Source organism: Ornithinimicrobium sp. CNJ-824 (assembly GCF_001942405.1).
Taxonomy (GTDB): domain Bacteria; phylum Actinomycetota; class Actinomycetes; order Actinomycetales; family Dermatophilaceae; genus Ornithinicoccus; species Ornithinicoccus kibberensis.
The window spans coordinates 85375-108042 of sequence record NZ_MKKA01000033.1 but is presented as its reverse complement, the minus strand read 5'-3'; the positions used below and the strand labels follow the sequence as shown (position 1 = coordinate 108042).

Here is a 22668-nt window from a genome sequence, read left to right as displayed (position 1 = left end):
CGCGATGCAGCAGCTCCTGAACGGACTCTTCCTCGGGTCCATCTACGCGCTCTTCGCGATCGGGTTCACCCTCGTGTTCGGCATCCTCGACCGCCTCAACCTGGCGCATCCGGCGGTCTTCGCGGCTGCGGCCTTCGTCGGGATCGAGCTGGTCACGGTCGGAGGGTTGTCGATCTGGGTGGCGCTGCCGCTGGTGGCGGTCTTCGGTGCCGTCCTGGGACTGGTGATCGAGCGGGTGGTCTTCCGTCCGCTCAAGGACAGACCCGACGCCCACTTCGCGGGGTTGATCGGGTCCATCGGTCTGGGCGGGATGTTCATCGCGCTCCTGCTGTGGCGCTACGGGCCCGACACCAGGCGGTTCCCCGTGGACGCCTTCCCCAGCACCGCCTTCGAGATCGGCGGGGCGCGCGTCACCCTGCTGCAGGTGGCCATCCTGGTGATCTCCGTCGTCCTGATGGCCGGGCTCACCTGGCTGGTGGCTCGCAGCCGGCTGGGCCGCGCCATGCGCGCCGTGGCGGAGAACCCGCGGGCGGCGACGGTCCTCGGGCTCGACGTGAACCGCGTGACGGCGACCACGTTCGCTCTGTCGTCCGCGCTCGGCGCGGTCGCCGGCGCGCTCTTCGCCATGAACGTCAACTCGGCCCAGCTGGGCATGGGCAGTGCCATCGAGCTCAAGGGGCTGGCGGTGATCATCGTCGGCGGGATGGGATCGCTGCCCGGGGCCCTCGTCGGCGGGCTGATCCTGGGTCTGGCCGAGGTGTTCGCCGTGCAGTACGTCGGGTCCAGCTGGCGGGACCTGGTGGCGTTCGGGCTGCTCTTCCTGCTGCTGATCGTCCGACCACAGGGACTGTTCGGCAGCAGACGCGTCCGGGAGGTGTGATGAGCGAGTCCATCCTCGTCTTCATCGCGCTCAACGCGATCTTCGCCTACTCCTTCTACGCGGTCCTGGTAGCCGGCCAGCTGAGCCTCGGCCAGGCCGGGTTCGCCGCGCTGGGCGGCTTCACCGCCGCGGCGCTGGCGCCGGCGCCCTCGGACCTCGGCGAGCTGCCAGCCCTGCTGGTCGGCATCGTCATCGGCATGGTCGTCGGGGCCCTGGCGGCCGTCGTGCTGGGGCTGCCCACGATGCACCTGCGCGGGGTCTTCCTCGCGATCGCCACGCTGGGCTTCGCCGAGGCCGTCCGGATCCTGCTCATCAACGCAGAGTGGACCGGCGGAGCCAACGGCATGTCGGTGCCCAAGGTCGTCACCCCAGCGATCGCCTGGACCTGCCTGGCCCTGGTGGCCTACTGGTTCTGGCGGCAGGGTCCCACCAGCTACGGGCGTGCCCTGGCGGCGATCCGCGAGGACGAGCTGGCGGCCCGCGCCATGGGGGTCGACGTCGGCCGTCACCGGCTGTCGGCGTTCGTCACGGCGGGTGCGGTCGCGGGCCTCTACGGCGTGCTGTGGGCCTACTACGTGCGTCTGCTGGCCCCGGAGGACTTCTCTTTCACGACCGCGATCGACGGCCTGGTCATGGCGGTCGTCGGGGGGTCCACGGTGTGGATCGGCCCGCTGCTGGGTGCTGCCTTCATGACCTCCGTCCCAGAGATCCTGCGCGCCGTCGGCGTCGAGGCCGGCTGGATCCGGCCGTTCATCTCGAGCGCGCTCCTGCTCGTGGTGATCATCTTCCTGCCCGGCGGGCTGGCCTCGCTCCTGCCGCGACTTCGGGTCAAGGCTCCTGCGGGCGCCATGGAGGACGAGCGACCGGTCGACAGGGGATCGAGCCGGAAGCTTGTCGGCCCGGGAGAGCCCGTCGTGCGCGTCAGCGGCGGGAGCAAGGACTACGGCGGCGTGCACGCCGTGCGCGACGTCGATCTGACGGTCGCCTCCGGCGAGGTGGTCGGGCTCATCGGGCCCAACGGTGCTGGCAAGACCACGCTGGTCAACCTGATCAGCGGCCTCGTCCCGCCGTCCTCGGGGAGTTTCGACGTGCTCGGCACGACGCCAGGCCGCACCGCGGTCCACAAGGTGGCCCAGGCCGGCGTGAGCCGGACCTTCCAGCACTCCAAGCTCTTCCCGCGCCTGTCGGCGCTGGAGAACGTGTTGGTGGGGGCGCACGTGGTGAGCCGACCGACGTTTCTCCGCCGGCTGGTGTGGCTGCCCGGCGCGCGCCGGGACGAGGCGCGGGTGGTTGCGCACGCGGCCCGTTGCCTGGACCGGGTCGGACTGGCCGACCGGTCCGGCGAGGATGCGGGCTCGCTGTCCTACGGTGACCAACGTCGTCTGGAGATCGCCCGCGCACTCGCGGCCGAGCCGTCGCTGCTCATCCTCGACGAGCCCGCCGCGGGGATGAACCATGTGGAGGCGGGGGCGCTCTCCGAGCTCATCGGGTCGCTCGCTGCCGAAGGCCTGACGATCCTGCTCATCGAGCACAACGTCGGCATGGTCATGCGGACCTGCGACCGGATCGTCGTCCTCAACTTCGGTGAGGTCATCGCAGCAGGTACGCCCGAGGAGATCATCGAGGATCCGGCGGTGGTCGAGGCATACCTCGGCGGAGACGCGCCGCCGCCCGGGCACGAGAGCGAGGAGGTGAGATGAGCGAGCCGATCCTGACAGTTGAGAACCTGACGGTCTCCTACGGCCGGGTGCAGGCCGTTCGCGGAGTGAGCTTCACGGTCCCCCGCGGCGGCCTGGTGAGCCTGGTCGGCGCCAACGGTGCGGGCAAGAGCTCGGTCATCAACGCGGTCAGCGGTGTGATCCGTCCGTCCGGCGGCCGGATCACCTTCGACGGCGTCGACGTCACCAGGTCGGCCGCGCACTCCCTGGTCCGCCGCGGTCTGGTGCAGGTTCCGGAGGGCCGTCAGATCCTGGCGTCCATGACGATCGAGGAGAACCTCCAGCTCGGTGCATGGCACACCTCCGGCTCACGCACGCAGGAGGTCTACGACCGGTTCCCGGTGCTGGCCGAGCGACGCCGGCTCCCGGCGGGCAGCCTCTCGGGCGGCGAGCAGCAGATGCTCGCGATCGGGCGTGCGCTGGTCGCCGAGCCTGCACTCATGCTGCTGGACGAGCCGTCGATGGGTCTGGCGCCGAAGGTGGTCGACGAGGTCTTCCAGGTGATCGAGGACATCCGCCGTGGCGGCACCAGTGTTCTGCTCGTCGAGCAGAACGCCCGCCGCGCGCTCCGAGCCGCCTCCCACGGTTACGTGCTGGCCAGCGGCGAGGTCGTGCAGTCCGGGCCCGCCGACGAGCTGCTGGCGGACGACAGGATCGTCGCCGCCTACCTCGGCCTCGAGCGCGACTGACAGCCGCTGGCGGTCTCAGGCCGCCCGCCTTCGTGCCGCGTGAAGGGCGGGAGGGTCGACCGCAGCCCGGTCGGCCCTCCCGGCGGCCCCTTCGATCATTCCGTCGCTGTCGACGTGCTCCCGCGCAGCGAGACGAGGATGCCGGTCATGACCAGCGTGGCTCCCAGCAGCATCCGTCCGCTCATCACCTCGCCGAGGAGCAGCCAGCCGCCCAGGGCGCCGAAGACCGCCTCCAGGGACAGGATGAGCGCGGCGTGCGAGGGCTTGGCGTGCTGCTGGGCGACCACCTGGAGGGTGTAGGCCACGCCGACGGCGAACAGCCCGCCGTACAGGACCGCCCACAGCGCGGGGGCGAACCCGGCGAACGGGCGCTCCTCCACCACCAGGGCCGTGCCGGCCGACAGCAGGGCGCAGGCGGCGAACTGCGCCGCCGACAGCTTGAGCGCGTCCACGGTCCGCACGAAGTGGTCGATGACGAGGATGTGCAGCGCCCAGAACAGCGCGCCGGCCAGCACGAGCAGGTCGCCGGTGGCGATCCTCAGGTCCTCGGTCATGCTCAGCAGCCACAGGCCGGGCACGGCCAGCCCCAGGCCCGCCCACACCGGCAGCCCCGCGCGGTGGCCCAGCGCCAGGCCGAGCACCGGGACGAGGACGATGTAGAGCCCGGTGATGAAGCCCGCCTTGCCCGCCGTCGTCGTGGCGATGCCCACCTGCTGCAGCCCGGCCGCGGAGAAGAGGACGGCCCCGGCGGCCAGTCCCGGCAGCAGCGGGGAGCCGCCGACCCTGGGCGGGGTCTCGTCGAAGATCTCGCCGGCCGGGGGCTCGGGCGTCACGACCGGTGCGGTCCGCCGCTGCCGCGAGAACCACCAGATGAGGGGCAGCAGCGAGAGCGCCCCGATGGCGAACCGGGCGGCGTTGAAGCTCATCGCCCCCATGTGGTCGGCGCCGAGCCGCTGGGCGACGAACCCCAGTCCCCAGATCGCCGCGGTCAGCCCCAGCAGCAGGTTGGCCCGGGTGCGCAGCGCGGGGTCGGGCTCCACGCGGGCCCGCTCGACGCCGGGGCCGCTCACTCGCCCGCCCGGGCGGCGAGCACGTAGGCGGGGGGCGCGACGGCATACCCCTGGAGCAGCCAACGGACCGCGGCGGGGAACCGCTCGGCCCAGGCGGTCTCGTGGTGGTAGGCCTGCGAGTCGTGGACGTAGCGGACCGGCACCCCGGCCTTCCTCAGGGAGCGGACCAGGCGCTCTGCGTCCTCGACGTAGCGGCGCTCGATGTCGGCGTCCTCGTGGCACTCGTGCCCACCGACGTCGACGTAGACCCGGCCGGGGGCTCGTCCGGGCAGGGCGGCCTCCAGGTCGAGCAGGGCCGGCTCGCCCGGCCACCAGAACGCCGGGCTGAACACACCGGCCCCGCCGAAGACGTCGGGGTGCCGCTCCCACAGGTAGGCCGAGACGACCCCGCCGAGCGAGCTCCCTGCGGTGACGGTGTGCTCGGGACCCGGGAGGGTGCGCAGCACGGCGTCCACGGCCGGCTTGAGGTGGTCGACGAGGAACGCGGCGTAGTCGGCGGCCCGACCGCCGCCCTCCCCGGGCTTGGGGTACTGGGTGTACTCCTCGGCCCGGGCGGTCGGGGAGCAGGGGACGGCGACGACGATCGCGGGTATGCCGTCGCGCGCCAGGTCGGTCATGGCCCGGTCGACCTCCCAGGACGCGCCCCCGAACGAGCGCTGCGCCAGGAAGGCGTTGTGCCCGTCGTGCAGGTAGAGGACCGGGTAGCGGTCCTGGCCCCCGTCGTAGCCGGGCGGCAGCCAGGCGTAGATCTCCGCCCGACGGTCCAGGCCCGGCAGCTCCACGGCACGCCACGAGCGCAGGTCGCCCCCGATGGAGGGGTCGGAGACGGGCAGGAGGTCGGCGGCGGCGAGCTTCACCCCCGCATCCTAGGAGCGCAGTAGGGTCGCCCCGTGGAACGGCACGGATGGGTCGACGCCTCCGCCGCGGGGCAGGCACTAGGTTGGGCGGCATGAGGTATGACGTCGCCGCGGTCCGCGCGCTGTTCCCCGCCCTGGCCGGCGGGACGGCCCACTTCGACGGGCCGGGAGGGTCGCAGACGCCCGCACCGGTCGCAGAGGCGGTCGCCCGCATCATGACCTCCTCGATCGCCAACCGCGGCACCGTCACCGCCGCCGAGCGGCTCGCCGACGACATCGTCCGGGAGGCCCGGGGCGCGATGGGCGACCTGCTCGGCAGCGACCCCGGCACGGTGGTCTTCGGCCGCAGCATGACCGCCAACACCATGGACCTCGCGCGCACCCTGGCCCGTGCCCACGGCTGGGGGCCGGGCGACGAGGTCGTGGTCACCTCGCTGGACCACGACGGCAACGTCCGCCCCTGGGTGATCGCCGCCGAGGCGGTCGGGGCGACCGTGCGGTGGGCCGAGCTCGACCCCGCCACGGGTGAGCTGCCGGTCGAGGCCGTCCGGGAGGTCCTGTCCGGGCGCACCCGGCTCGTCGCCGTCACGGCCGCGAGCAACCTCGTCGGCACCCGCCCCGACCTGCCCGCCGTCGTCGCCGCCGCCCACGACGTCGGCGCCCTGGTCCACGTGGACGCGGTGCACCTGGCCGCCCACGACCTGCTCGACCGCGAGGCGCTCGGGGCCGACCTCATGGCCTGCTCGCCCTACAAGTTCCTCGGCCCCCATCTCGGCGTCACCTGCGGCCGGGCGGACCTGCTGGAGGAGCTGCACCCCGACAAGCTGCTCCCCTCCAGCGACGCGGTGCCCGAGCGCTTCGAGCTGGGCACGCTGCCCTACGAGCTGCTCGCCGGCACGACCGCCGCGGTCGAGGTGCTCGCGGGTCTCGCCTGGGAGGGGGAGGGGGCGGCCGGGCACCCGGACCCGGCAGGCCTGTCCCGCCGCGACCGCCTGGCGGCCTCCTTCGCGGCGCTCCACGAGCACGAGGAGGGCCTGCGGGTGCGCGCCGAGGACGGGCTGCGGGCGATGGACGGGGTGACCGTCCACTCCCGGGCCGCCCACCGGACCCCGACCCTGCTGTTCACCCTCGACGGGGTCGAGCCCGCCGCCGTCCACCGTCGCCTGGCGGACCGGGGGGTGAACGCCCCGGCCAGCCACTTCTACGCGTGGGAGGCCAGCCACCGCCTCGGCCTCGGCGCCGGCGGCGGGGTCCGCGTGGGGATGGCGCCCTACACGACCGCCGACGAGGTGGACCGCCTCCTCGAGGGCGTCGCCGAGCTGGCGGCCCGGCGATGACCGCCGTGACCGGCCCGGCCTGGGTCGACACCGTCGTCTGGTGGCACCTCTACCCCCTCGGCTTCGTCGGGGCCGAGCGCACCGCCGCCGAGCACGCCGGGCAGGGCGGCGCGGTGGTCCACCGGCTGCCCCGCGTCACCGGCTGGCTCGACTACCTGCTGCAGCTCGGCGCCAACGGCCTCCTCCTGGGCCCGGTCCTCGCCTCCACCAGCCACGGCTACGACACGCTCGACCACTACCGGGTCGACCCCCGGCTCGGCGACGAGGGCGACCTGCGCGAGCTCCTCGCCCAGGCCCGCGACAAGGGCATCCGGGTCGCCTTCGACGGCGTCTTCAACCACGTCTCCGAGGACCACGAGATCGTGCGCCGGGCGCTCGCCGCCGACGCCACCCCCGCGGACCGGGCCTGGCTGCGCTGGGTGGGGGAGTACCCCCGCGGGTTCGAGGGCAACCTCGACCTGGTCGAGCTGGACCTGACCCACCCCCCGGTCCAGGACTACGTCGTCGACGTGATGGGCCACTGGCTCGGCGCCGGCGTCGACGCCTGGCGCCTGGACGCCGCCTTCGCCCCCGGTGCGGACGCCTGGCGCCCCATCCTCGACCGGGTCCGACAGCGGCACCCCGACGCCTGGATCCTGGGGGAGGTCATCCAGGGCGACTACGTCGACTTCGTCCACCGGTCGGGCGTGCACTCGGTCACCCAGTACGAGCTGTGGAAGGCCGTCTGGAGCTCGCTCAACGACGTCAACCTGCACGAGCTGGCGTGGGCGCTGACCCGGCACGCCGACTTCTGCGCCGCCTTCCGCCCGCAGACCTTCGTCGGCAACCACGACGTCACCCGGATCGCCAGCAAGCTGACCGACGTCCGCCACGTCGGCACCGCGGCCGCCCTCGCCCTGCTGCTGCCCGGCGTGCCCTCCGTCTACGCCGGTGACGAGCAGGGCTTCACCGGCGAGAAGCTGGACCAGCCCGGGGGCGACGACTCCGTGCGCCCGCCCTTCCCGGAGAGCCCCGACGAGCTGCTGCCCCACGGCCGGGCCCTGCTGGCGGAGCACCAGCGGATCATCCACCTGCGCCGCACGCACCCGTGGATCACGAGGGCGACGGCCACCGCCCGGGACGTCGCGGACGCCACGGCCGCGGTCGACCTGACCGGCCCCGAGGAGGACCACCGGCTCACCCTCGGCCTCAACCTCACCGACGACCAGGTCACCCTCGCCGGCGTCCACGGCGACCTTCCGGTGCCTGCCCACGGCTGGGCGCTCGGGTAGTCTGCGACGGTCCCCCGACGTGGACGGGACCCGCCCGGCATACCCCGTCGTCGTCCCGGAACCGCCCACCCGAGCCAAGGAGTGCACCCACGTGGCCATGCGCCTGTCGACCCTGTTCCTGCGGACCCTGCGCGAGGACCCGGCCGACGCCGAGCTGCCCGGGCACAAGCTGCTCGTGCGCGCCGGCTACGTCCGGCGCGCCGCCCCGGGCGTCTACAGCTGGCTGCCGCTGGGCCTGAAGGTGCTGCGCAAGGTCGAGCAGGTCGTCCGCGAGGAGATGGACGCCATCGGCGGCCAGGAGCTGAGCTTCCCGGCGCTGCTGCCGCGCGAGCCCTACGAGGCGACGAACCGGTGGACCGAGTACGGCCCCAACCTCTTCCGGCTGCAGGACCGCAAGGGCAACGACATGCTCCTGGGCCCCACCCACGAGGAGATGTTCACCCTCGCGGTCAAGGACATGTTCAGCTCCTACAAGGAGCTGCCGCTGACGCTCTACCAGATCCAGACCAAGTACCGTGACGAGGCCCGCCCCCGGGCCGGGCTGCTGCGCGGCCGTGAGTTCGTCATGAAGGACTCCTACTCCTTCGACGTCGACGACGCCGGGCTGGAGGCCGCCTACCAGCGGCACCGCGAGGCCTACGTGCGCATCTTCGACCGGCTCGGCTTCGAGTACGTCGTCGTGCACGCCGACTCCGGCGCCATGGGCGGGTCCGCCAGCGAGGAGTTCCTCGCGGTCAGCCCCGTCGGCGAGGACACCTTCGTGCGCTGCGGGGCGAGCGGGTATGCGGCCAACGTCGAGGCGGTCGTCGTGCCCCAGGCGTCGCCGGTCGACCCCGCCGTGGTGGCGTCGACGCCCGCGGCGCACGTCGAGGACACCCCGGACAGCCCGACGATCGACACCCTCGTCGCGCAGGCGAACGCCCTGCACCCCCGCGCCGACGGCCGGCCGTGGACGGCGGCCGACACCCTCAAGAACGTCGTGGTCCTGCTCACCCACCCCGACGGGAGCACCGAGCCGCTGGCCGTCGGCCTGCCCGGCGACCGCGACGTGGACGCCAAGCGCCTCGAGGCCCAGGTCGCGCCGGCCCAGTGGGCACCGTTCGAGGAGAAGGACTTCGCCGCCTACCCGATGCTGGCCAAGGGCTACATCGGCCCGGCCGTCCTCGGGCTGGAGAAGGCCTCCGGGATCCGCTACCTGCTCGACCCCTCCGTCGCCGAGGGGTCGGCCTGGGTCACCGGCGCGACGAGCACGGCAAGCACGTCTTCGACTGGTGCTCGGCCGGGACTTCACCGCCGACGGCACGATCCAGGCCGCCGAGATCAAGGAGGGGGACCCGAGCCCGGACGGGGCCGGCACCCTGACCCTGGCGCGCGGCATCGAGATGGGCCACATCTTCCAGCTCGGTCGCAAGTACGCCGAGGCCCTCGGGCTGAAGGTGCTCGACGAGAACGGCAAGCTCGTCACGGTCACGATGGCTCCTACGGCGTGGGGGTCTCCCGCGCCGTCGCCGCCGTCGCCGAGGCCACCCACGACGAGGTCGGCCTGTGCTGGCCGCGCGCCCTGGCCCCCGCCGACGTGCACGTCGTGGCGACCGGCAAGAGCCAGGACGTCTACGACCAGGGAGAGCTGCTCGTCGCCGACCTGGAGGCGGCCGGCCTGACGGTGATCTACGACGACCGCCCCAAGGTGAGCCCCGGAGTGAAGTTCAAGGACGCCGAGCTGCTGGGCGTGCCGACGATCGTCGTCGTCGGCAAGGGCCTGGCCGAGGGCACGATCGAGGTCAAGGACCGCCGGACCGGCGGGCGCCGCGACGTGCCCGTGGAGCGCACGGTCGGCGAGGTGCTCGCCGAGGTGCGCGGCGACGCGCACCCGGCCTGACGGCATACCCCTCCGGTGCTGGAGAGCCTCGACCCGGGCGTCCTGGTCTTCCTCGCCCTGGCGGGCCTGGCGGCGGGCTTCGTCGACGCGTCGTGGGCGGCGGCGGGCTGATCCAGCTGCCCGCCCTGCTCGTCGGGGTCCCGGGCGCCAGCCCCGTCCAGCTGCTGGCGACCAACAAGCTCGGCTCGATCGCCGGCACCGCGACCAGCTCGATCACCTACTTCCGCCGGGTCCGGCCCGACCTGCGCACCGCGCTGCCGCTGGCCGGGTCCGCCTTCCTCGGCAGCGCCGGGGGAGCGGCGACCGCCTTCCTCATCAGCAAGGAGGCGTTCAACCCGATCATCCTCACCGTGCTCGTGGCGGTGGGCGTCTACACCCTGGCCAGGCCGTCGATGGGACAGATGCAGCGGCTGCGCTTCGGGCACGTCCGGCCGCGGCGGCACCTGGCCGTGGCGCTGCTCATCGGGGTGGTGATCGGGGCCTACGACGGGGCGCTGGGACCGGGGACGGGGTCCTTCTTCGTCTTCGCGCTCGTCAGCGCGCTGGGCTACGGCTTCCTCGAGGCCAGCGCCAAGGCCAAGATCGCCAACCTGGCGACCAACCTGGCGGCCCTGGTGGTGTTCGTGCCGCAGGGGGCGGTGATGTGGGAGCTCGGGGTGGTCATGGGCGCCTGCAACATCGTCGGCGGCTACCTCGGCGCCCGGGTGGCGGTGGCCCGGGGCAGCCGGTTCGTCCGGGTCTTCTTCGTCCTCGTGCTCACGGCCTTCATCGTCAAGATCGGGCTGGACACCGCCGAGCAGCTCCTCGGCTGAGCCCCCGGCCGGGCGGGTCCCGGGCGGGCGGGAGCGGGGGGAGGGGCCCTCAGGGCTGCACGGGCTCGGCCCCGCACCCGCCGAGGAGGTCCACCGTGGCCGTCGTCCGCTCCCAGGTCTGGGGGTAGTTCTCCGGGGAGACCAGCCGGATGACGTGCGGCCCCGGCTGCGGCCCGGGGACGATCTCGACCCGGGTGGGCCGGTACTCCATCCGCGAGCTGACCTCGCCGTCCTCGTCCCGCGTCAGGGTGAAGGTGGCCACCATGCCCTCCTGGGTCGCCGGGGCCAGGCTGGCGTGGGTGTCGGGCGACTGGTTGGACAGGAAGTTGCCCAGCCCGTAGATCACGTGCCGACCGTCGACCTGCTCGCAGGGCTGGATGACGTGCACGTGCGTGCCGAGGATGAGGTCGACCTCGCCCGAGGAGAGCAGGTCGCCGGCGATCCGGGTCTGGTCCTCGGTCGGCTGCGCCTGGTACTCGTTGCCCCAGTGCATGCTCACCACGACGAAGTCGGCACCCTCGTCCCGGGCGGCACCGGCCTGCTCGAGGATGCCGTCGCTGTCCAGGTTGGGCCACGAGGCGTCGACCAGCCAGGGTGCCTCCCCGGGGATGGTGGTCGTGGGTGTGCCGGAGTTGGGGTAGGTGTAGGTGTAGGCCAGGTGGGCGACCCGGGCCGTGCCTTCCTCGGTCGGGACCTCGTAGACCTCCGCCTGCCCGGAACGCTCCTCGTCCGCAGTGGGGCCCGCGTAGCCCATCCCGGCCTCGCGGACGACCTCCTCGGTGGCCGCCAGCCCGCCGATGCCCATGTCCATGGTGTGGTTGGAGGCGAACTCGCACCCGTCGAAACCGGCACCGGCCAGCGCGTCGGCCATCTCGCGGGGGGTGTTGAAGACGAGCCGGTCGGGGACCGACAGGTTGGTGTTGTCCGGGGACAGCGGGGTCTCCAGGTGGCACAGCGCCAGGTCGGCCTCCGAGATGGGGGAGGTCACGTCGGCGAACATGGGCGTGTAGTCGTAGGCGCCCTCGGCGCCGCCCGCGTAGGCGTTGGCGGTGAGGTTGAGCCGGGAGTGGGCCAGGATGTCGCCGGCCGCGGCGATCGTCACCTCCACCGGCCCGTCGGCGTCCGCGTCGTCCTCCTCCTCCAGCGACGACTCCGGCGGGGCCACCCCCTCCGCGGTCCCCTCCCCTGCGGTCCCGTCACCCGCGTCCTCGGTCGCCTCCTCGTCCTCGCCCTCGCCGTCGCCCTCGGGTGCGGGCGCGGGCGCGGGGACGGCCGTCGGGGTGCCCCCGGGAGCATCCTCGGTGCCCCATGCGCAGGCGGCCAGCAGCAGGGCCGCGCCGAGGGCGACGGCGGGAACGGCGGACGTGCGTCGCACGGCATACCCCCTCCAGGTAGGCGATGGGCGCCAGACTAGCCCCGCCCCGGCAGGTCGTCGGGGACCGTCGTCGGCAGGTCGCACACGGTGCCCCGGCACACGGTCGCCGCGCGTCGGCCCCCGACCAGCGGGGTGCCCGGGTCGCCGTCCACCACCAGGGTGCCGACCGGGGTATGCCGCACCGCCCGCCCGAGCGGTCCCGCCACGGGTGCCGTGCCCGACCCGTCCGCAGCGTCGTCCGCCCCGTCGTCGGGTCCGGCGGGGGAGAGGCGCACGAGGACCGGGCCGGCGAGGAGCTCCTCGGCCGCGACGAGCGCCCATCCCGCGAAGCGGGGGGCCTGCGCCACCAGGGCGGACATCCCGCCCAGGGCCGCGCCCGCCCGCTCCAGGTGGTCCGCGCGCCCCGCCTGGGCGCCGTGCCGGACCAGCGCCAGCGCCAGGGCGCTGACGCCCCCCGGCTCGGCGTTGTCCCCCTCCGGGCGAGGGTCCACCACGAGCCGTTCGGCGTCCCGGCCGGTGGCCGTGAAGCTGCCGTCGTGCCGGCCGAAGAGCCCCACCGCGTCGTCCAGCAGCCGGCCGGCCTCGGCCAGCCAGCCGGGGTCCCCGGTCGCCCGGTGCAGGGCCAGCAGGCCGTCGGCGAGGTCGCCGTGGTCCTCGGCCACCGCGAGGGCGTCGCCGACGGTGCCGTCCCGGGAGCTGCGCCGCAGCCGCCCGTCGACGACGTGCACGTCCAGCACGAACCGCGCGCAGCGGGCGGCCACGTCGACCCAGTCCGGCTCGTCCAGCACCCAGCCGGCGTGCGCGAGGGCGGCCACGAGCAGGCCGTTCCAGGCGGTGACGACCTTGTCGTCCCGGGCCGGCTGCGGCCGCAGGCTGCGGTGCAGGTCCAGCCGCTCCCGCACGTCCGCCCACCAGGCCGGGTCGTCCGGGTCCTGGCGCAGCTGAAGGGTCGAGGTGCCGTGCTCGAACGTGCCGGTCGCGGTGACGCCGAGCAGCGCGGCGGCCCGGCGCCCGTCCTCGTCCCCCAGGACCTGGCGGAGCTGGTCCGGCGTCCAGACGTAGGTGGCTCCCTCGGCCCCGTCGGTGTCGGCGTCCAACGAGCTGGCGAAGGCGGCCTGCTCCGTCCACATCTCCCTCAGCAGCCACTCGACGGTCTCCCGCACCACCCGCCCGGCCCACGGCCGGGTCGCCGGGTCGGCCCGCAGCAGGTCGGTGTAGACGCCCAGCAGCAGGGCGTTGTCGTAGAGCATCTTCTCGAAGTGGGGGACCACCCAGGCGCGGTCCACGGCATACCGGGCGAAGCCGCCGCCCACCTGGTCGTAGGTCCCGGAGCGGGCCATCGCCTCGCAGGTCCGCCTCACCATGCCCAGCGCCTGGTCGTCGCCGGTGCGCCCGTGGTGGCGCAGCAGGAAGGCCAGCACCATGGACGGAGGGAACTTGGGCGCCCCGCCGAAGCCGCCCCACCGGGGGTCGAACTCGCCCGCCAGCGTCCGGACGGCCGCGGCGAGATCGTCCTCGACGGGGGCGGTGCCCGGGGCCGCGCGGTCCTCGGCCCGGCGCAGGGCGGCGACGATCTGCGCACCGCCGGCGAGCACGCGCTCCCGGTCCTCCCGCCAGGCCCTCGCCGCACCCCGGACGAGCTGGGCGAACTGCTCACGGGGCAGGTAGGTGCCCGCCCAGAAGGGCTCACCCTTAGGCGTGAGCAGGCAGGTCATCGGCCACCCGCCGCGACCGGTCAACGCGGTCGTGGCCGCCATGTACACGGCGTCGACGTCGGGACGCTCCTCCCGGTCGACCTTGACCGCCACCAGGTGCTCGCCGACGAGCCGGCCGACCTCCTCGTCCTCGAAGGTCTCGTGCGCCATGACGTGGCACCAGTGGCAGGCCGCGTACCCCACCGACAGCAGCACCGGCACGTCCCGGCGGCGGGCCTCGGCGAAGGCCTCCGGCCCCCACTCCCACCAGTCCACGGGGTTGTCCGCGTGCTGCAGGAGGTAGGGGGAGGTGCTGGCGGCCAGACGGTTGGGCATGCGTCCCACGGTATGCCGTCGGCGTGGGGACCGGTCGGGACGGCCGGTGCCCGTCGGGGCGCCTTCAGGTCAGGGAGCGGTCATGCCCGGGAAGGGGCTGCCCCGCCCGCCGAGGCGGCGGTCCCAGGAGACCGCCTCCGCGACCACCCTGGCCACCCCCGTCAGCTGGGCCACGTCCCCGGACACCCGGGTGGCCGTCGTCAGGGCGGCGGGGGCGACGTCGGCCACCAGCCGGACGGCCAGGTCGCGGCGGTCCTCGCGGTCGGCCAGCGGTTCGGGCAGGTCGTAGCCCAGCGGCGGCACGGGCGCGGCCCGACCGGCCAGGCTGGTCAGCTGCCGGGTCAGACCCGCGACCTCCTCGAGCACCGACTCGTAGTCGGCACGCTCCTCGCCGCGGGACCGTGCCGCCAGCACCTCCAGGCCGAACACCGCCGGCCGCAGCGCGGCCAGCAGCGGCACCGCGGCCGCGTCCCGCGGCCCGGCCAGCGGAGGCCAGTCCACGGCGGCCCCGAGTTCCTGGGCGGACGCGGCGTGCTGCGCCGCCACCGAGACGAGCATCGCGAGGTGGGTCGGGGTCGCGGTGGAGGCGTCGCGCAGGGCCTCGGTGACGTCGGCGCGCAGCACCTGGCCGAGCCGGTCCGCCGGAGGCCGCTCGGGCCCGGCCGTCCGGTCGGCGTCGTCCGTGGGGGCGGTCGTGCGGGCGGTGTCGTCCGGGGCGGCGGTGACCACGGGGTCCGTGGGTGGTGCCGGCAACGGCACCCCGCCCAGCGTCACCAGCTGCTCCACCGTCTCCAGCTGGGCCTCCCAGGCGTCGCGCAGCCGGGAGGCGCGGCCGGAGGGCACCTCCACCACCTCGAGCGCGGCCAGGTAGCCGTGGACGCGCTGACGCGCGGAGAGCAGCAGGGTGGTGTCGGGCGGCCAGGTGGTCGGGTCGTCGGGCTCCACCGCGCCGGTGGGGGACGTGCTGTCCGGTCCCTCGGACCCGTCGCAGGCCGCGAGCAGGCCCGCCAGCCCGACGAGTCCGCCGGAGCGCAGAAGGGCACGGCGGGACACGGTCGGGGGCATGACGGGGATCATCTCAAGAGGTAGGGTAGACGGTTCCGGACCGGTGGCCCGGCACCGCAGGGTGCCCGGGGGTCGGCAGACAGCAGAAGATCGCAGGAGGCACCTGATGGACACCCGGGCACGCACGGAGCTGCTCACCCAGGAGGTCGCCCAGGCCCTGCAGGGCAGCGGGGTCGTCGTCGACGAGGTGGTGGTCCAGCAGGCCGGCCGCCGCCGGCTGGTCCGGGTCTTCGTGGCCCGTGACGTCGAGGGCCTGGACCCTGGCGACACCACCTCCGTGGTCGAGCCGCTCACCCTCGACGAGATCGCCGAGGCCACCCGGACGGTCTCCGACACCCTCGACGCCTCCGACGCCACGGGCCAGGGCCCCTACACCCTGGAGGTGAGCTCGCCGGGCGTGGACCGGCCCCTGGGCAGCCCGGCCCAGTTCCGGCGCAACGTCGGTCGGCTGCTCACCGTCGGCCGCACCGACGGCGGCCCGGTCACCGGGCGCCTCGTGTCGGTGGACGGCGACGGCGTGCGGCTGGAGCAGGTGCGCGGCGGTGAGGCCCGACCGGGGGAGGAGCCCGACGACGCCCTGGAGCTCGCCTGGCCGAGCATCGAGCGGGCCTCCGTGCAGGTGGAGTTCTCGCGCCCCGACGGAAAGGACCACTGATGGACATCGACATGGCCGCGCTGCGGCTGCTGGAGCGCGAGCGCGAGATCCCGATGGACGTCATCGTCCAGGCGATCGAGCAGGCCCTCCTGTCGGCCTACCAGAAGATCGAGGGGCACTACCGCGACGCGCGCGTCGAGCTCGACCGCCGGAGCGGGCACGTGACCGTCTGGGCCCGCGAGCCCGCCCCCGTGCTGGACGACGGGACCCGGGGGGAACCGGGCCCCGAGTTCGACGACACCCCGGAGGGCTTCGGCCGGGTGGCCGCGGCCACCGCCCGCCAGGTCATCACCCAGCGCATGCGCGAGCTCGAGGACGACGCCGTGCTCGGCGACTTCCGGGCCCGGGAGGGCGACATCGTCTCCGGCGTCGTGCAGCAGTCCAACGACCCGCGCTTCGTCCTGGTCGACTTCGGCACGGTCGAGGGCGAGCTGCCGACCGCCGAGCAGGTGCCGGGGGAGAGCTACGGGCACGGGCAGCGTCTCCGCTGCTACGTCGTCAGCGCCAAGCGGGGCTACCGGGGACCGCAGATCATGTTGTCCCGGACGCACCCCAACCTGGTCCGCAGGCTCTTCGCCCTGGAGGTGCCCGAGGTCGCCGACGGCACCGTGGAGATCGCCGGCGTGGCCCGCGAGGCCGGGCACCGCACCAAGATCGCGGTGCGGGCCACGGTGCCGGGCGTCAACGCCAAGGGGGCCTGCATCGGGCCGATGGGCCAACGGGTGCGGGCGGTCATGGCGGAGCTGCAGGGCGAGAAGATCGACATCGTCGACTACAGCGACGACCCGGAGGAGTACGTGGCGGCGGCGCTGTCCCCGGCGCGGGTCCAGTCCGCCCGGATCGTCGACACGCGGACGCGGCAGGTCCAGGTCGTGGTGCCCGACTACCAGCTGTCCCTGGCCATCGGCCGCGAGGGTCAGAACGCCCGGCTCGCGCACCGTCTGACCGGGTGGAAGATCGACATCCGGGCCGACACCGAGGAGCAGGAGGAACGGGCGGGGCGGGAGGACGCCGTTCCCCCGGGCGTGTAGAGTGGAGAGCACTGCCCGTCCCACGACGTCCTCATCCGGCACGTCGCGCCGCACCCCGGTGCGCACGTGCGTGGGGTGCCGCCGCCGGGACGAGCAGTCCGCACTGCTGCGGGTCGTCGCGGTCCGCGGACCGGCGGACACCGACCGGTGGACCGTCGTCCCGGACGAGCGGCGCCGCGCACACGGACGAGGTGCCTGGGTGCACCCCGACCCCGAGTGCGTGCGGATCGCGATCGCGCGTCGTGCCTTCGGCCGCGCCCTGCGCCTGACGCAGGCCGGCCCGGTGGACACCACGGCCGTGCAGGAACGGTTCGAGCAGCAGACGTGACACGGCCGGGTCAACGGATCCGGCCGCCAGCAAAGGGCGGGCCCACCCGGGCCTGTCATCGAGGAACCGGAAGCGGGTTTGACGCTGATGAGCACCCGATGAGTACTCAGCGATGAGCACCCACCAGCACTAGTCACGGGCGTGCCCTGAAGGGGCCCGGTCGTGGCGCTACACCAAGGAGACACCACACCGTGGCCAAACTCAGGGTCTACGAGCTCGCCAAGGAGCTCGGGGTCGAGAGCAAGGAGCTGCTCGCCCACCTGAAGCAGCAGGGAGAGTTCGTCCGGTCGGCATCGTCGACCATCGAGCCCCCTGTCGTCCGCAAGATCCGGGAGAACCCGCCCGCGGCGGCCGCCAAGGCCGAGCCCGCCGGCGGCGGGTCCCCGGCCCGCAAGCCCAAGCCCGCGTCCGGGGCCCCCAAGCCCGGACCGAAGGCCGCCCCGCAGCCGACCCCGGCGCCGGCGGCCCAGCAGCCCCCGACCACCGCCCCCGAGGAACGGCCCGCCGCGCCGCAGCCCGGGCCGACGGCCCCGGACGAGACGGCGGCTCCGGCGGCGAAGGCTCCCTCCGCGTCCCCGACCCCCCGGCCCCCGGCCCGGACCGTCCGGCCCCCGAGCAGTCCCCCGGTGGGGACGCACCGGCCGCGGGCGAGCGCCGGCCCGAGGGTGGAGCGACCCCCGGGCCACGTCCGGCCCGCCCCGGCGCCAAGCCCGGTCCGCGGCCCGGCAACAACCCGTTCTCCTCCAGCCAGGGCATGGGCCGTGAGCGCCGCGGAGGCGGCGACCGCGGCGCCGACCGTGGTGAGCGTGGCGGCGGCGCCCCCCGCCCCGGCAACAACCCCTTCGCCACCAGCCAGGGGATGCCCCGGCCCGGTGGTTCTCGCGGTGGACCCGCCGGTCCCGCCGGCCCCCGTCCGGGTGGTCCGCGTCCCGCGGCGCCCCGTCCCGGTGGTGCCCGTCCGAACCCCGGCATGATGCCCGAGCGCGCCGCGGTGCCCCGTCCTGGGGAACGGCCCGCCCGTCCGGGCGGCGGACGCGGCCGTCCCGGCGGCGGTCCCGGTGGACCGGGCGGTGCTCCCGGCGGCTTCCGTGGCGGCCCCGGTGGCCGCGGCGGCGGACCGCGGGGCCGTGGTGGCACGGCCGGTGCCTTCGGTCGTGGCGGCGGAAAGGTCCGCGGGCGCAAGTCCAAGAGGGCCAAGCGCGCCGAGTTCGAGCAGATGCAGGCGCCGTCGATCGGCGGCGTCAACGTCCCGCGCGGCAACGGGCAGACCGTCACGGTGCGCCGCGGAGCCTCGCTGACCGACTTCGCCGACAAGATCAACGTCGACCCGGCAGCGCTGGTGACCGTGCTCTTCCACCTCGGTGAGATGGCCACGGCGACCCAGTCGTTGGACGAGGACACCTTCGGCGTGCTCGGCTCCGAGCTGGGCTACGACATCCGCGTCGTCTCCCCCGAGGAGGAGGAGCGCGAGCTGTTCAGCGCGTTCAACATCGACCTCGAGGCCGAGGCGGAGGCCGAGTCCGACGAGGACCTGCTGCCGCGGCCCCCGGTCGTGACGGTGATGGGTCACGTGGACCACGGAAAGACGCGGTTGCTCGACGCGATCCGGGAGTCCGAGGTCGGTGCCGGCGAGACCGGTGGCATCACCCAGCACATCGGTGCCTACCAGGTGCACGCCGACCACGACGGCGAGGACCGCGCGATCACCTTCATCGACACCCCGGGCCACGAGGCGTTCACCGCCATGCGTGCCCGTGGAGCCAAGGTGACCGACATCGCGATCCTGGTCGTGGCCGCCGACGACGGCGTGATGCCGCAGACCGTGGAGGCGCTCAACCACGCGCAGGCAGCGAACGTGCCCATCGTCGTGGCGGTCAACAAGATCGACGTCGAGGGTGCCAACCCGGCCAAGATCCGTCAGCAGCTCACCGAGTACAACCTGGTGGCCGAGGAGTACGGCGGGGAGACGATGTTCGTGGACGTCTCCGCCAAGGAGGGCAGGAACATCGAGCAGCTGCTCGACGCGGTCCTGCTCACCGCGGACGCCGCCCTGGACCTGCGGGCCAACCCCGACAAGGACGCCCGCGGCGTGGCCATCGAGGCCAACCTCGACCGCGGCCGCGGAGCCGTGGCCACCGTCCTGGTCCAGCAGGGCACCCTGCGGGTCGGCGACGCGATCGTCGCCGGTGGCAGCCACGGACGCGTGCGGGCCATGCTCGACGAGCACGGCAACAACGTGCAGGAGGCGCCGCCCTCGCGGCCCGTCCAGGTCCTCGGCATGGACTCGGTCGCCCGCGCCGGCGACACCTTCCTGGTGGCGCCGGACGACCGCACCGCCCGGCAGATCGCCGAGAAGCGCGAGGCGGCCGACCGGCAGGCGGCCCTGGCCAAGTCCCGCAAGCGGATCAGCCTGGAGGACCTTAACCAGGCCCTCGCCCAGGGCAAGGTCGAGACGCTCAACCTCATCCTCAAGGGCGACGTCTCCGGTTCGGTCGAGGCCCTCGAGGACGCCCTGCTGCAGATCGACGTCGGCGACGAGGTCGACCTGCGGATCATCGACCGCGGCGTCGGTGCGATCACGATGAACAACATCAACCTGGCGGTCGCCTCCGACGCGATCATCCTGGGGTTCAACGTGCGGGCCGAGGGTCAGAACGCGGACTACGCCGAGCGCGAGGGTGTGGAGATCCGCTACTACGGCGTGATCTACCAGGCCATCGACGACATCGAGAACGCCCTCAAGGGCATGCTCAAGCCCGAGTACCAGGAGGCCGAGACCGGGACGGCGGAGATCCGTGAGATCTTCCGCAGCTCCAAGTTCGGCAACGTCGCGGGCTGCCTGGTCCGCAGCGGGGAGATCCGCCGCGGTGCCAAGGCCCGCATCACCCGCGACGGCGTGGTCGTCACCGAGGGTCTGGAGATCGCCGGTCTGCGGCGGTTCAAGGACGACGTGACCGAGGTCCGGGAGGGCTTCGAGTGCGGTGTCAACCTGGGGTCCTTCAACGACCTCCAGGTCGACGACCTCATCACCACCTACGAGATGCGCGAGATCCCGCGCAGCTGAGGCTGCGCCCTTCCGCACCAGGAAGGCCCGGTCCGTCCCCAGGGACGGACCGGGCCTTTCCTGGTGCCCGGGGAGGCTAGACCAGCAGCGCCCGGCCGAGCCAGTCGCCCTCGGCGCACCCCGGCAGCACGGCGTAGACGGCCGATCCCACGGGGACGGTCCAGATGTTGAGCAGGTCGCCCTCGGCCAGCCGCCGCTGGACGGGCAGGAACTGCCGCACCGGGTCGGCCTGGAAGGCCGCGAAGAGCAGGCCCGTCTCCACGGTGCCGTCGGTCCCCACCTGCTCGTAGCTGTACGGCCGGCGCAGGAAGCGTTCGTGGGGGGCGTGCGGGCTGGCGCGCCGCACGTGGGCGTGCCGGTCGACGACGGGCAGCCCGCTGGGCAGCACCGCGTGCAGGTCCACCGGGGTGGACTCCTCCCCGCCCGTCAGCGGCGCGCCCGTGGCCAGGTCCCGGCCCACCGCGTGCTCGCGGGCGACGCGGTCGGCCCGCTCCCAGTCCTCCATGTCCATCCGGATCCGGCGCAGCACCAGGCTGGACCCGCCCACCCATCCCGGGTGAGAGGCCGACGCCGGGCCGATCCACAGCAGGTCCGCGTCCCGGTCGGCGACGTCCGGCTGGACGGTGCCGTCGACCTGCCCGAACTCGTTGCGGAAGGCCAGCCCGGCCTGCTCACCGGGATCTCGGAAGCCCGGCTGCACCCACCGCGGCGTGGCGATGCCGCGGGCCGCCCCCACGAGCAGACGGCGGGCGTGGGCCAGCGGGACGGGGGAGTGGGAGCACAGCTGCAGGAGCAGGTCGGTCCCCCCGTAGGCCTCGTCCAGGTCGTCGACCGGCATCGGCGGCAACGGGGCCAGCCACGAGGGCCGCCGGTCGTCCAGGCCCAGCCGGTCGAACAGCCCCGGCCCCCAGCCCACCGTGACGGTCAGCCCCGCCGGTCGGGCGGCCACCTCCGGCTCCTGGTCGGTCACCGGTGCCACGCCTGCGGTGAGACGTGAGATGTCGTCGGTCCACACCCGCATGAGACGACCCAGCTCGGTCGTGCCCACGCCGTCGTCGAGGTCCATCCCGACGAAGACCGCATGGGGCGGGGGCGGGGTGGTGATGCCGGCCTGGTGCTCGCCGTGGAAGGGCACGACGAGGTCCGTCGTCCCCGTGGAGGAGGTCCCGGGGGCGGAGCCCTCCGACGCCGCGCCCGAGGACGCGACCGCCCCGGCGAGCGTGAACGCACCGGCACCGCCGAGCAGGCCACCCTTGAGCAGGGCCCGGCGACCCAGGTCGGGAGCACTCACCGGTCCTCGGTCTCCTGCTCGGGCGCGTACTCCTCCTCCGCCCCGGAGAAGGCCCGGGCGGACACGGTGAACTCGTGCTCGCCCCCGTCGGCGTCCACGACCACGAGGGTGACCTCCTGGCCCGTCTCGACCGGCTCCGCCAGCTGCATGAGCATCAGGTGGTCGCCTCCGGGTTCCAGGGCGTGCTCGCCGCCGGCGGGGACCACGAAGCCGTCCTCGGCCTCGCGCATGACGCGACCGCCGGCCCCGTCGTCGACGGTCACGTGCATCTCGGCCATGCCGGCCAGCTCGCTGCGGACCTCGACGAGGTGCAGGTCGGCGTCGCCCTCGTTGGTCAGGGTGCCGAAGACCCCGGTCATCGGGCCGTCGGTCGCCTTGGCCCAGCCGTCCTCGAGCGTGAGGGCGGCGTCGTCGGCGGCGGTGGCCGAGCCGTCGGTCGGGTCGGCGGAGGTGGAGCCGCACCCCGTCAGGGGCATGGCGAGGGCGATGGTCAGGGTGAGCGCGGGCAGCGCGGAGCGGGGGACGGTGGGCATGAGGTTCTCCTGGGATCGGGTCTGGGCGGGAGGGGGTCAGGGCACGGCCGACGGCGTCGGCGGCGCCCTCCCGTCCCAGGAGAGGTGCGGAACGGCCGCGGGGGCCGGGCAGACCCCGACGACGGCGGGCCGGCGGGGTCGGACGGGGACGCGCACGGTGCCCGTGTCCATCAGCCGGCCCCACCAGGACGTCGCCTCGCGCCAGAGCGCCGCGGCGGCGGCCCACAGGACGACCACGGTCACCGAGGCCAGGAGGTGCAGCAGGAGCATCCAGGTCCCACCGTGACCGAGGACCGTCAGCAGCTCGGCGGGCGCGGGCGTGCCCCCCACCACCGCCGGCAGGTGGCCCGCGTGCCCGGTGACGACACCGGTGCCCGGGGCCGGCGTCACCGGCACCCGGGTCTGTCGTCCGAGCAGTGGCGCCAGGGCAAGAGCGGCATGGGTGAACCCCTGCCCGGCACCGACCGTCACCAGCAGCCGGGCGGCCCCCGGCCCGCGGGCCGAGCCCCGCCCGGGAGGGACCAGGAACCACGCGAGGAGCAGGGTCGCCGAGCCCGCCCACAGGAGGGCGCCGGGGGAGAAGGCCGCGTGCGGGCCGTCCGCGGCCCCGTGCCCGCCCGCCCCGAGGTGCGCGAGCAGGCCCCAGCCCACCGCGAGGGCGGACAGCGTGCCCGCGCGGGCACCCCTGGCCACCCACGTCATACCCACCAGGGTATCCCACGCGTCGCGGGTGAACGGTGCCCCGCGAGGTCCGTAGGATGGTCGGGCCCGTGCCGCCGAGGA

16 protein-coding genes and 3 pseudogenes are annotated in these 22668 nt (G+C 74.2%); 11 read left to right on the top strand and 8 right to left on the bottom strand.

The features are described from left to right. Nucleotides 1-4 precede the first annotated feature (4 nt). Genes BJF81_RS11135 through BJF81_RS11125 form a run of 3 tightly spaced genes read left to right on the top strand, consistent with a single transcriptional unit; the run spans nt 5 to nt 3287 of the window. Complete coding sequence (locus BJF81_RS11135; protein ID WP_075958394.1) at nt 5-880, top strand: branched-chain amino acid ABC transporter permease; 876 nt, start codon at nt 5-7, stop codon at nt 878-880. Beyond that, nucleotides 880-2580, top strand: coding sequence for a branched-chain amino acid ABC transporter ATP-binding protein/permease (locus BJF81_RS11130; RefSeq protein ID WP_237770195.1), 1701 nt, complete (start codon nt 880-882; stop codon nt 2578-2580). The genes BJF81_RS11135 and BJF81_RS11130 overlap by 1 nt, the downstream gene beginning before the upstream one ends. Continuing rightward, nucleotides 2577-3287 (top strand): ABC transporter ATP-binding protein, encoded by a 711-nt coding sequence (locus BJF81_RS11125; protein WP_075958392.1) that lies wholly within the window; start codon nt 2577-2579, stop codon nt 3285-3287. The genes BJF81_RS11130 and BJF81_RS11125 overlap by 4 nt, the downstream gene beginning before the upstream one ends. 95 nt (nt 3288-3382) lie before the next feature. Here the strand turns inward: BJF81_RS11125 and BJF81_RS11120 are convergent, their stop codons facing one another. After that, nucleotides 3383-4357: a DMT family transporter gene (locus BJF81_RS11120; RefSeq protein WP_237770194.1), complete on the bottom strand. Its 975-nt coding sequence runs from the start codon at nt 4355-4357 to the stop codon at nt 3383-3385. Further along, complete coding sequence (locus tag BJF81_RS11115; protein WP_075958391.1) at nt 4354-5214, bottom strand: alpha/beta hydrolase; 861 nt, start codon at nt 5212-5214, stop codon at nt 4354-4356. The genes BJF81_RS11120 and BJF81_RS11115 overlap by 4 nt, the downstream gene beginning before the upstream one ends. A gap of 92 nt (nt 5215-5306) precedes the next feature. On the opposite strand from BJF81_RS11115, the gene BJF81_RS11110 reads away from it, so the two are divergent. The 4 genes and pseudogenes from BJF81_RS11110 to BJF81_RS11095 all read left to right on the top strand — a co-directional run bounded on the left by BJF81_RS11110 (nt 5307) and on the right by BJF81_RS11095 (nt 10513). Then, a complete protein-coding gene (locus tag BJF81_RS11110; protein ID WP_075958390.1) occupies nt 5307-6551 on the top strand; it encodes a cysteine desulfurase-like protein in 1245 nt (414 codons plus the stop codon). Beyond that, a complete protein-coding gene (locus BJF81_RS11105) occupies nt 6548-7822 on the top strand; it encodes an alpha-amylase family glycosyl hydrolase (RefSeq protein WP_075958389.1) in 1275 nt (424 codons plus the stop codon). The genes BJF81_RS11110 and BJF81_RS11105 overlap by 4 nt, the downstream gene beginning before the upstream one ends. 97 nt (nt 7823-7919) lie before the next feature. Beyond that, a pseudogene (locus BJF81_RS11100) lies at nt 7920-9701 on the top strand (proline--tRNA ligase). Between the two features lie 15 nt (nt 9702-9716). Then, a pseudogene (locus BJF81_RS11095) lies at nt 9717-10513 on the top strand (sulfite exporter TauE/SafE family protein). 49 nt (nt 10514-10562) lie between these two features. Here BJF81_RS11095 and BJF81_RS11090 read toward each other — a convergent pair. The 3 genes from BJF81_RS11090 to BJF81_RS11080 form a co-directional block, all read right to left on the bottom strand. Continuing rightward, on the bottom strand, nt 10563-11888 hold the full coding sequence (locus BJF81_RS11090) for a CapA family protein (protein ID WP_075958388.1): 1326 nt from the start codon (nt 11886-11888) through the stop codon (nt 10563-10565). 35 nt (nt 11889-11923) lie between these two features. After that, nucleotides 11924-13918: a thioredoxin domain-containing protein gene (locus BJF81_RS11085; protein ID WP_075958387.1), complete on the bottom strand. Its 1995-nt coding sequence runs from the start codon at nt 13916-13918 to the stop codon at nt 11924-11926. 69 nt (nt 13919-13987) lie between these two features. Next, nucleotides 13988-14995 carry a DUF4439 domain-containing protein gene (locus BJF81_RS11080; protein ID WP_075958386.1) on the bottom strand — a complete coding sequence of 336 codons (1008 nt, stop codon included), beginning with the start codon at nt 14993-14995 and terminating at the stop codon, nt 13988-13990. Nucleotides 14996-15089: 94 nt separating this feature from the next. On the opposite strand from BJF81_RS11080, the gene BJF81_RS11075 reads away from it, so the two are divergent. The 4 genes and pseudogenes from BJF81_RS11075 to infB all read left to right on the top strand — a co-directional run bounded on the left by BJF81_RS11075 (nt 15090) and on the right by infB (nt 20061). Beyond that, complete coding sequence (locus BJF81_RS11075; protein ID WP_075958385.1) at nt 15090-15638, top strand: ribosome maturation factor RimP; 549 nt, start codon at nt 15090-15092, stop codon at nt 15636-15638. Continuing rightward, nucleotides 15638-16669 carry a transcription termination factor NusA gene (gene nusA, locus BJF81_RS11070; protein ID WP_075958384.1) on the top strand — a complete coding sequence of 344 codons (1032 nt, stop codon included), beginning with the start codon at nt 15638-15640 and terminating at the stop codon, nt 16667-16669. Before BJF81_RS11075 ends, nusA begins: the two co-directional genes overlap by 1 nt. 58 nt (nt 16670-16727) lie before the next feature. Beyond that, nucleotides 16728-16997 (top strand): YlxR family protein, encoded by a 270-nt coding sequence (locus tag BJF81_RS11065; protein ID WP_083664178.1) that lies wholly within the window; start codon nt 16728-16730, stop codon nt 16995-16997. Nucleotides 16998-17188: 191 nt separating this feature from the next. Continuing rightward, a pseudogene (gene infB / locus BJF81_RS11060) lies at nt 17189-20061 on the top strand (translation initiation factor IF-2). A gap of 76 nt (nt 20062-20137) precedes the next feature. Here the strand turns inward: infB and BJF81_RS11055 are convergent. The 3 genes from BJF81_RS11055 to BJF81_RS11045 are packed head-to-tail and all read right to left on the bottom strand — an operon-like array spanning nt 20138 to nt 22587. Next, nucleotides 20138-21352: a Dyp-type peroxidase gene (locus BJF81_RS11055; protein WP_075958382.1), complete on the bottom strand. Its 1215-nt coding sequence runs from the start codon at nt 21350-21352 to the stop codon at nt 20138-20140. Continuing rightward, nucleotides 21349-21885 carry a copper chaperone PCu(A)C gene (locus BJF81_RS11050; protein WP_075958381.1) on the bottom strand — a complete coding sequence of 179 codons (537 nt, stop codon included), beginning with the start codon at nt 21883-21885 and terminating at the stop codon, nt 21349-21351. The genes BJF81_RS11055 and BJF81_RS11050 overlap by 4 nt, the downstream gene beginning before the upstream one ends. 36 nt (nt 21886-21921) lie before the next feature. Next, on the bottom strand, nt 21922-22587 hold the full coding sequence (locus BJF81_RS11045) for a hypothetical protein (RefSeq protein WP_075958380.1): 666 nt from the start codon (nt 22585-22587) through the stop codon (nt 21922-21924). Nucleotides 22588-22668: the final 81 nt, after the last annotated feature.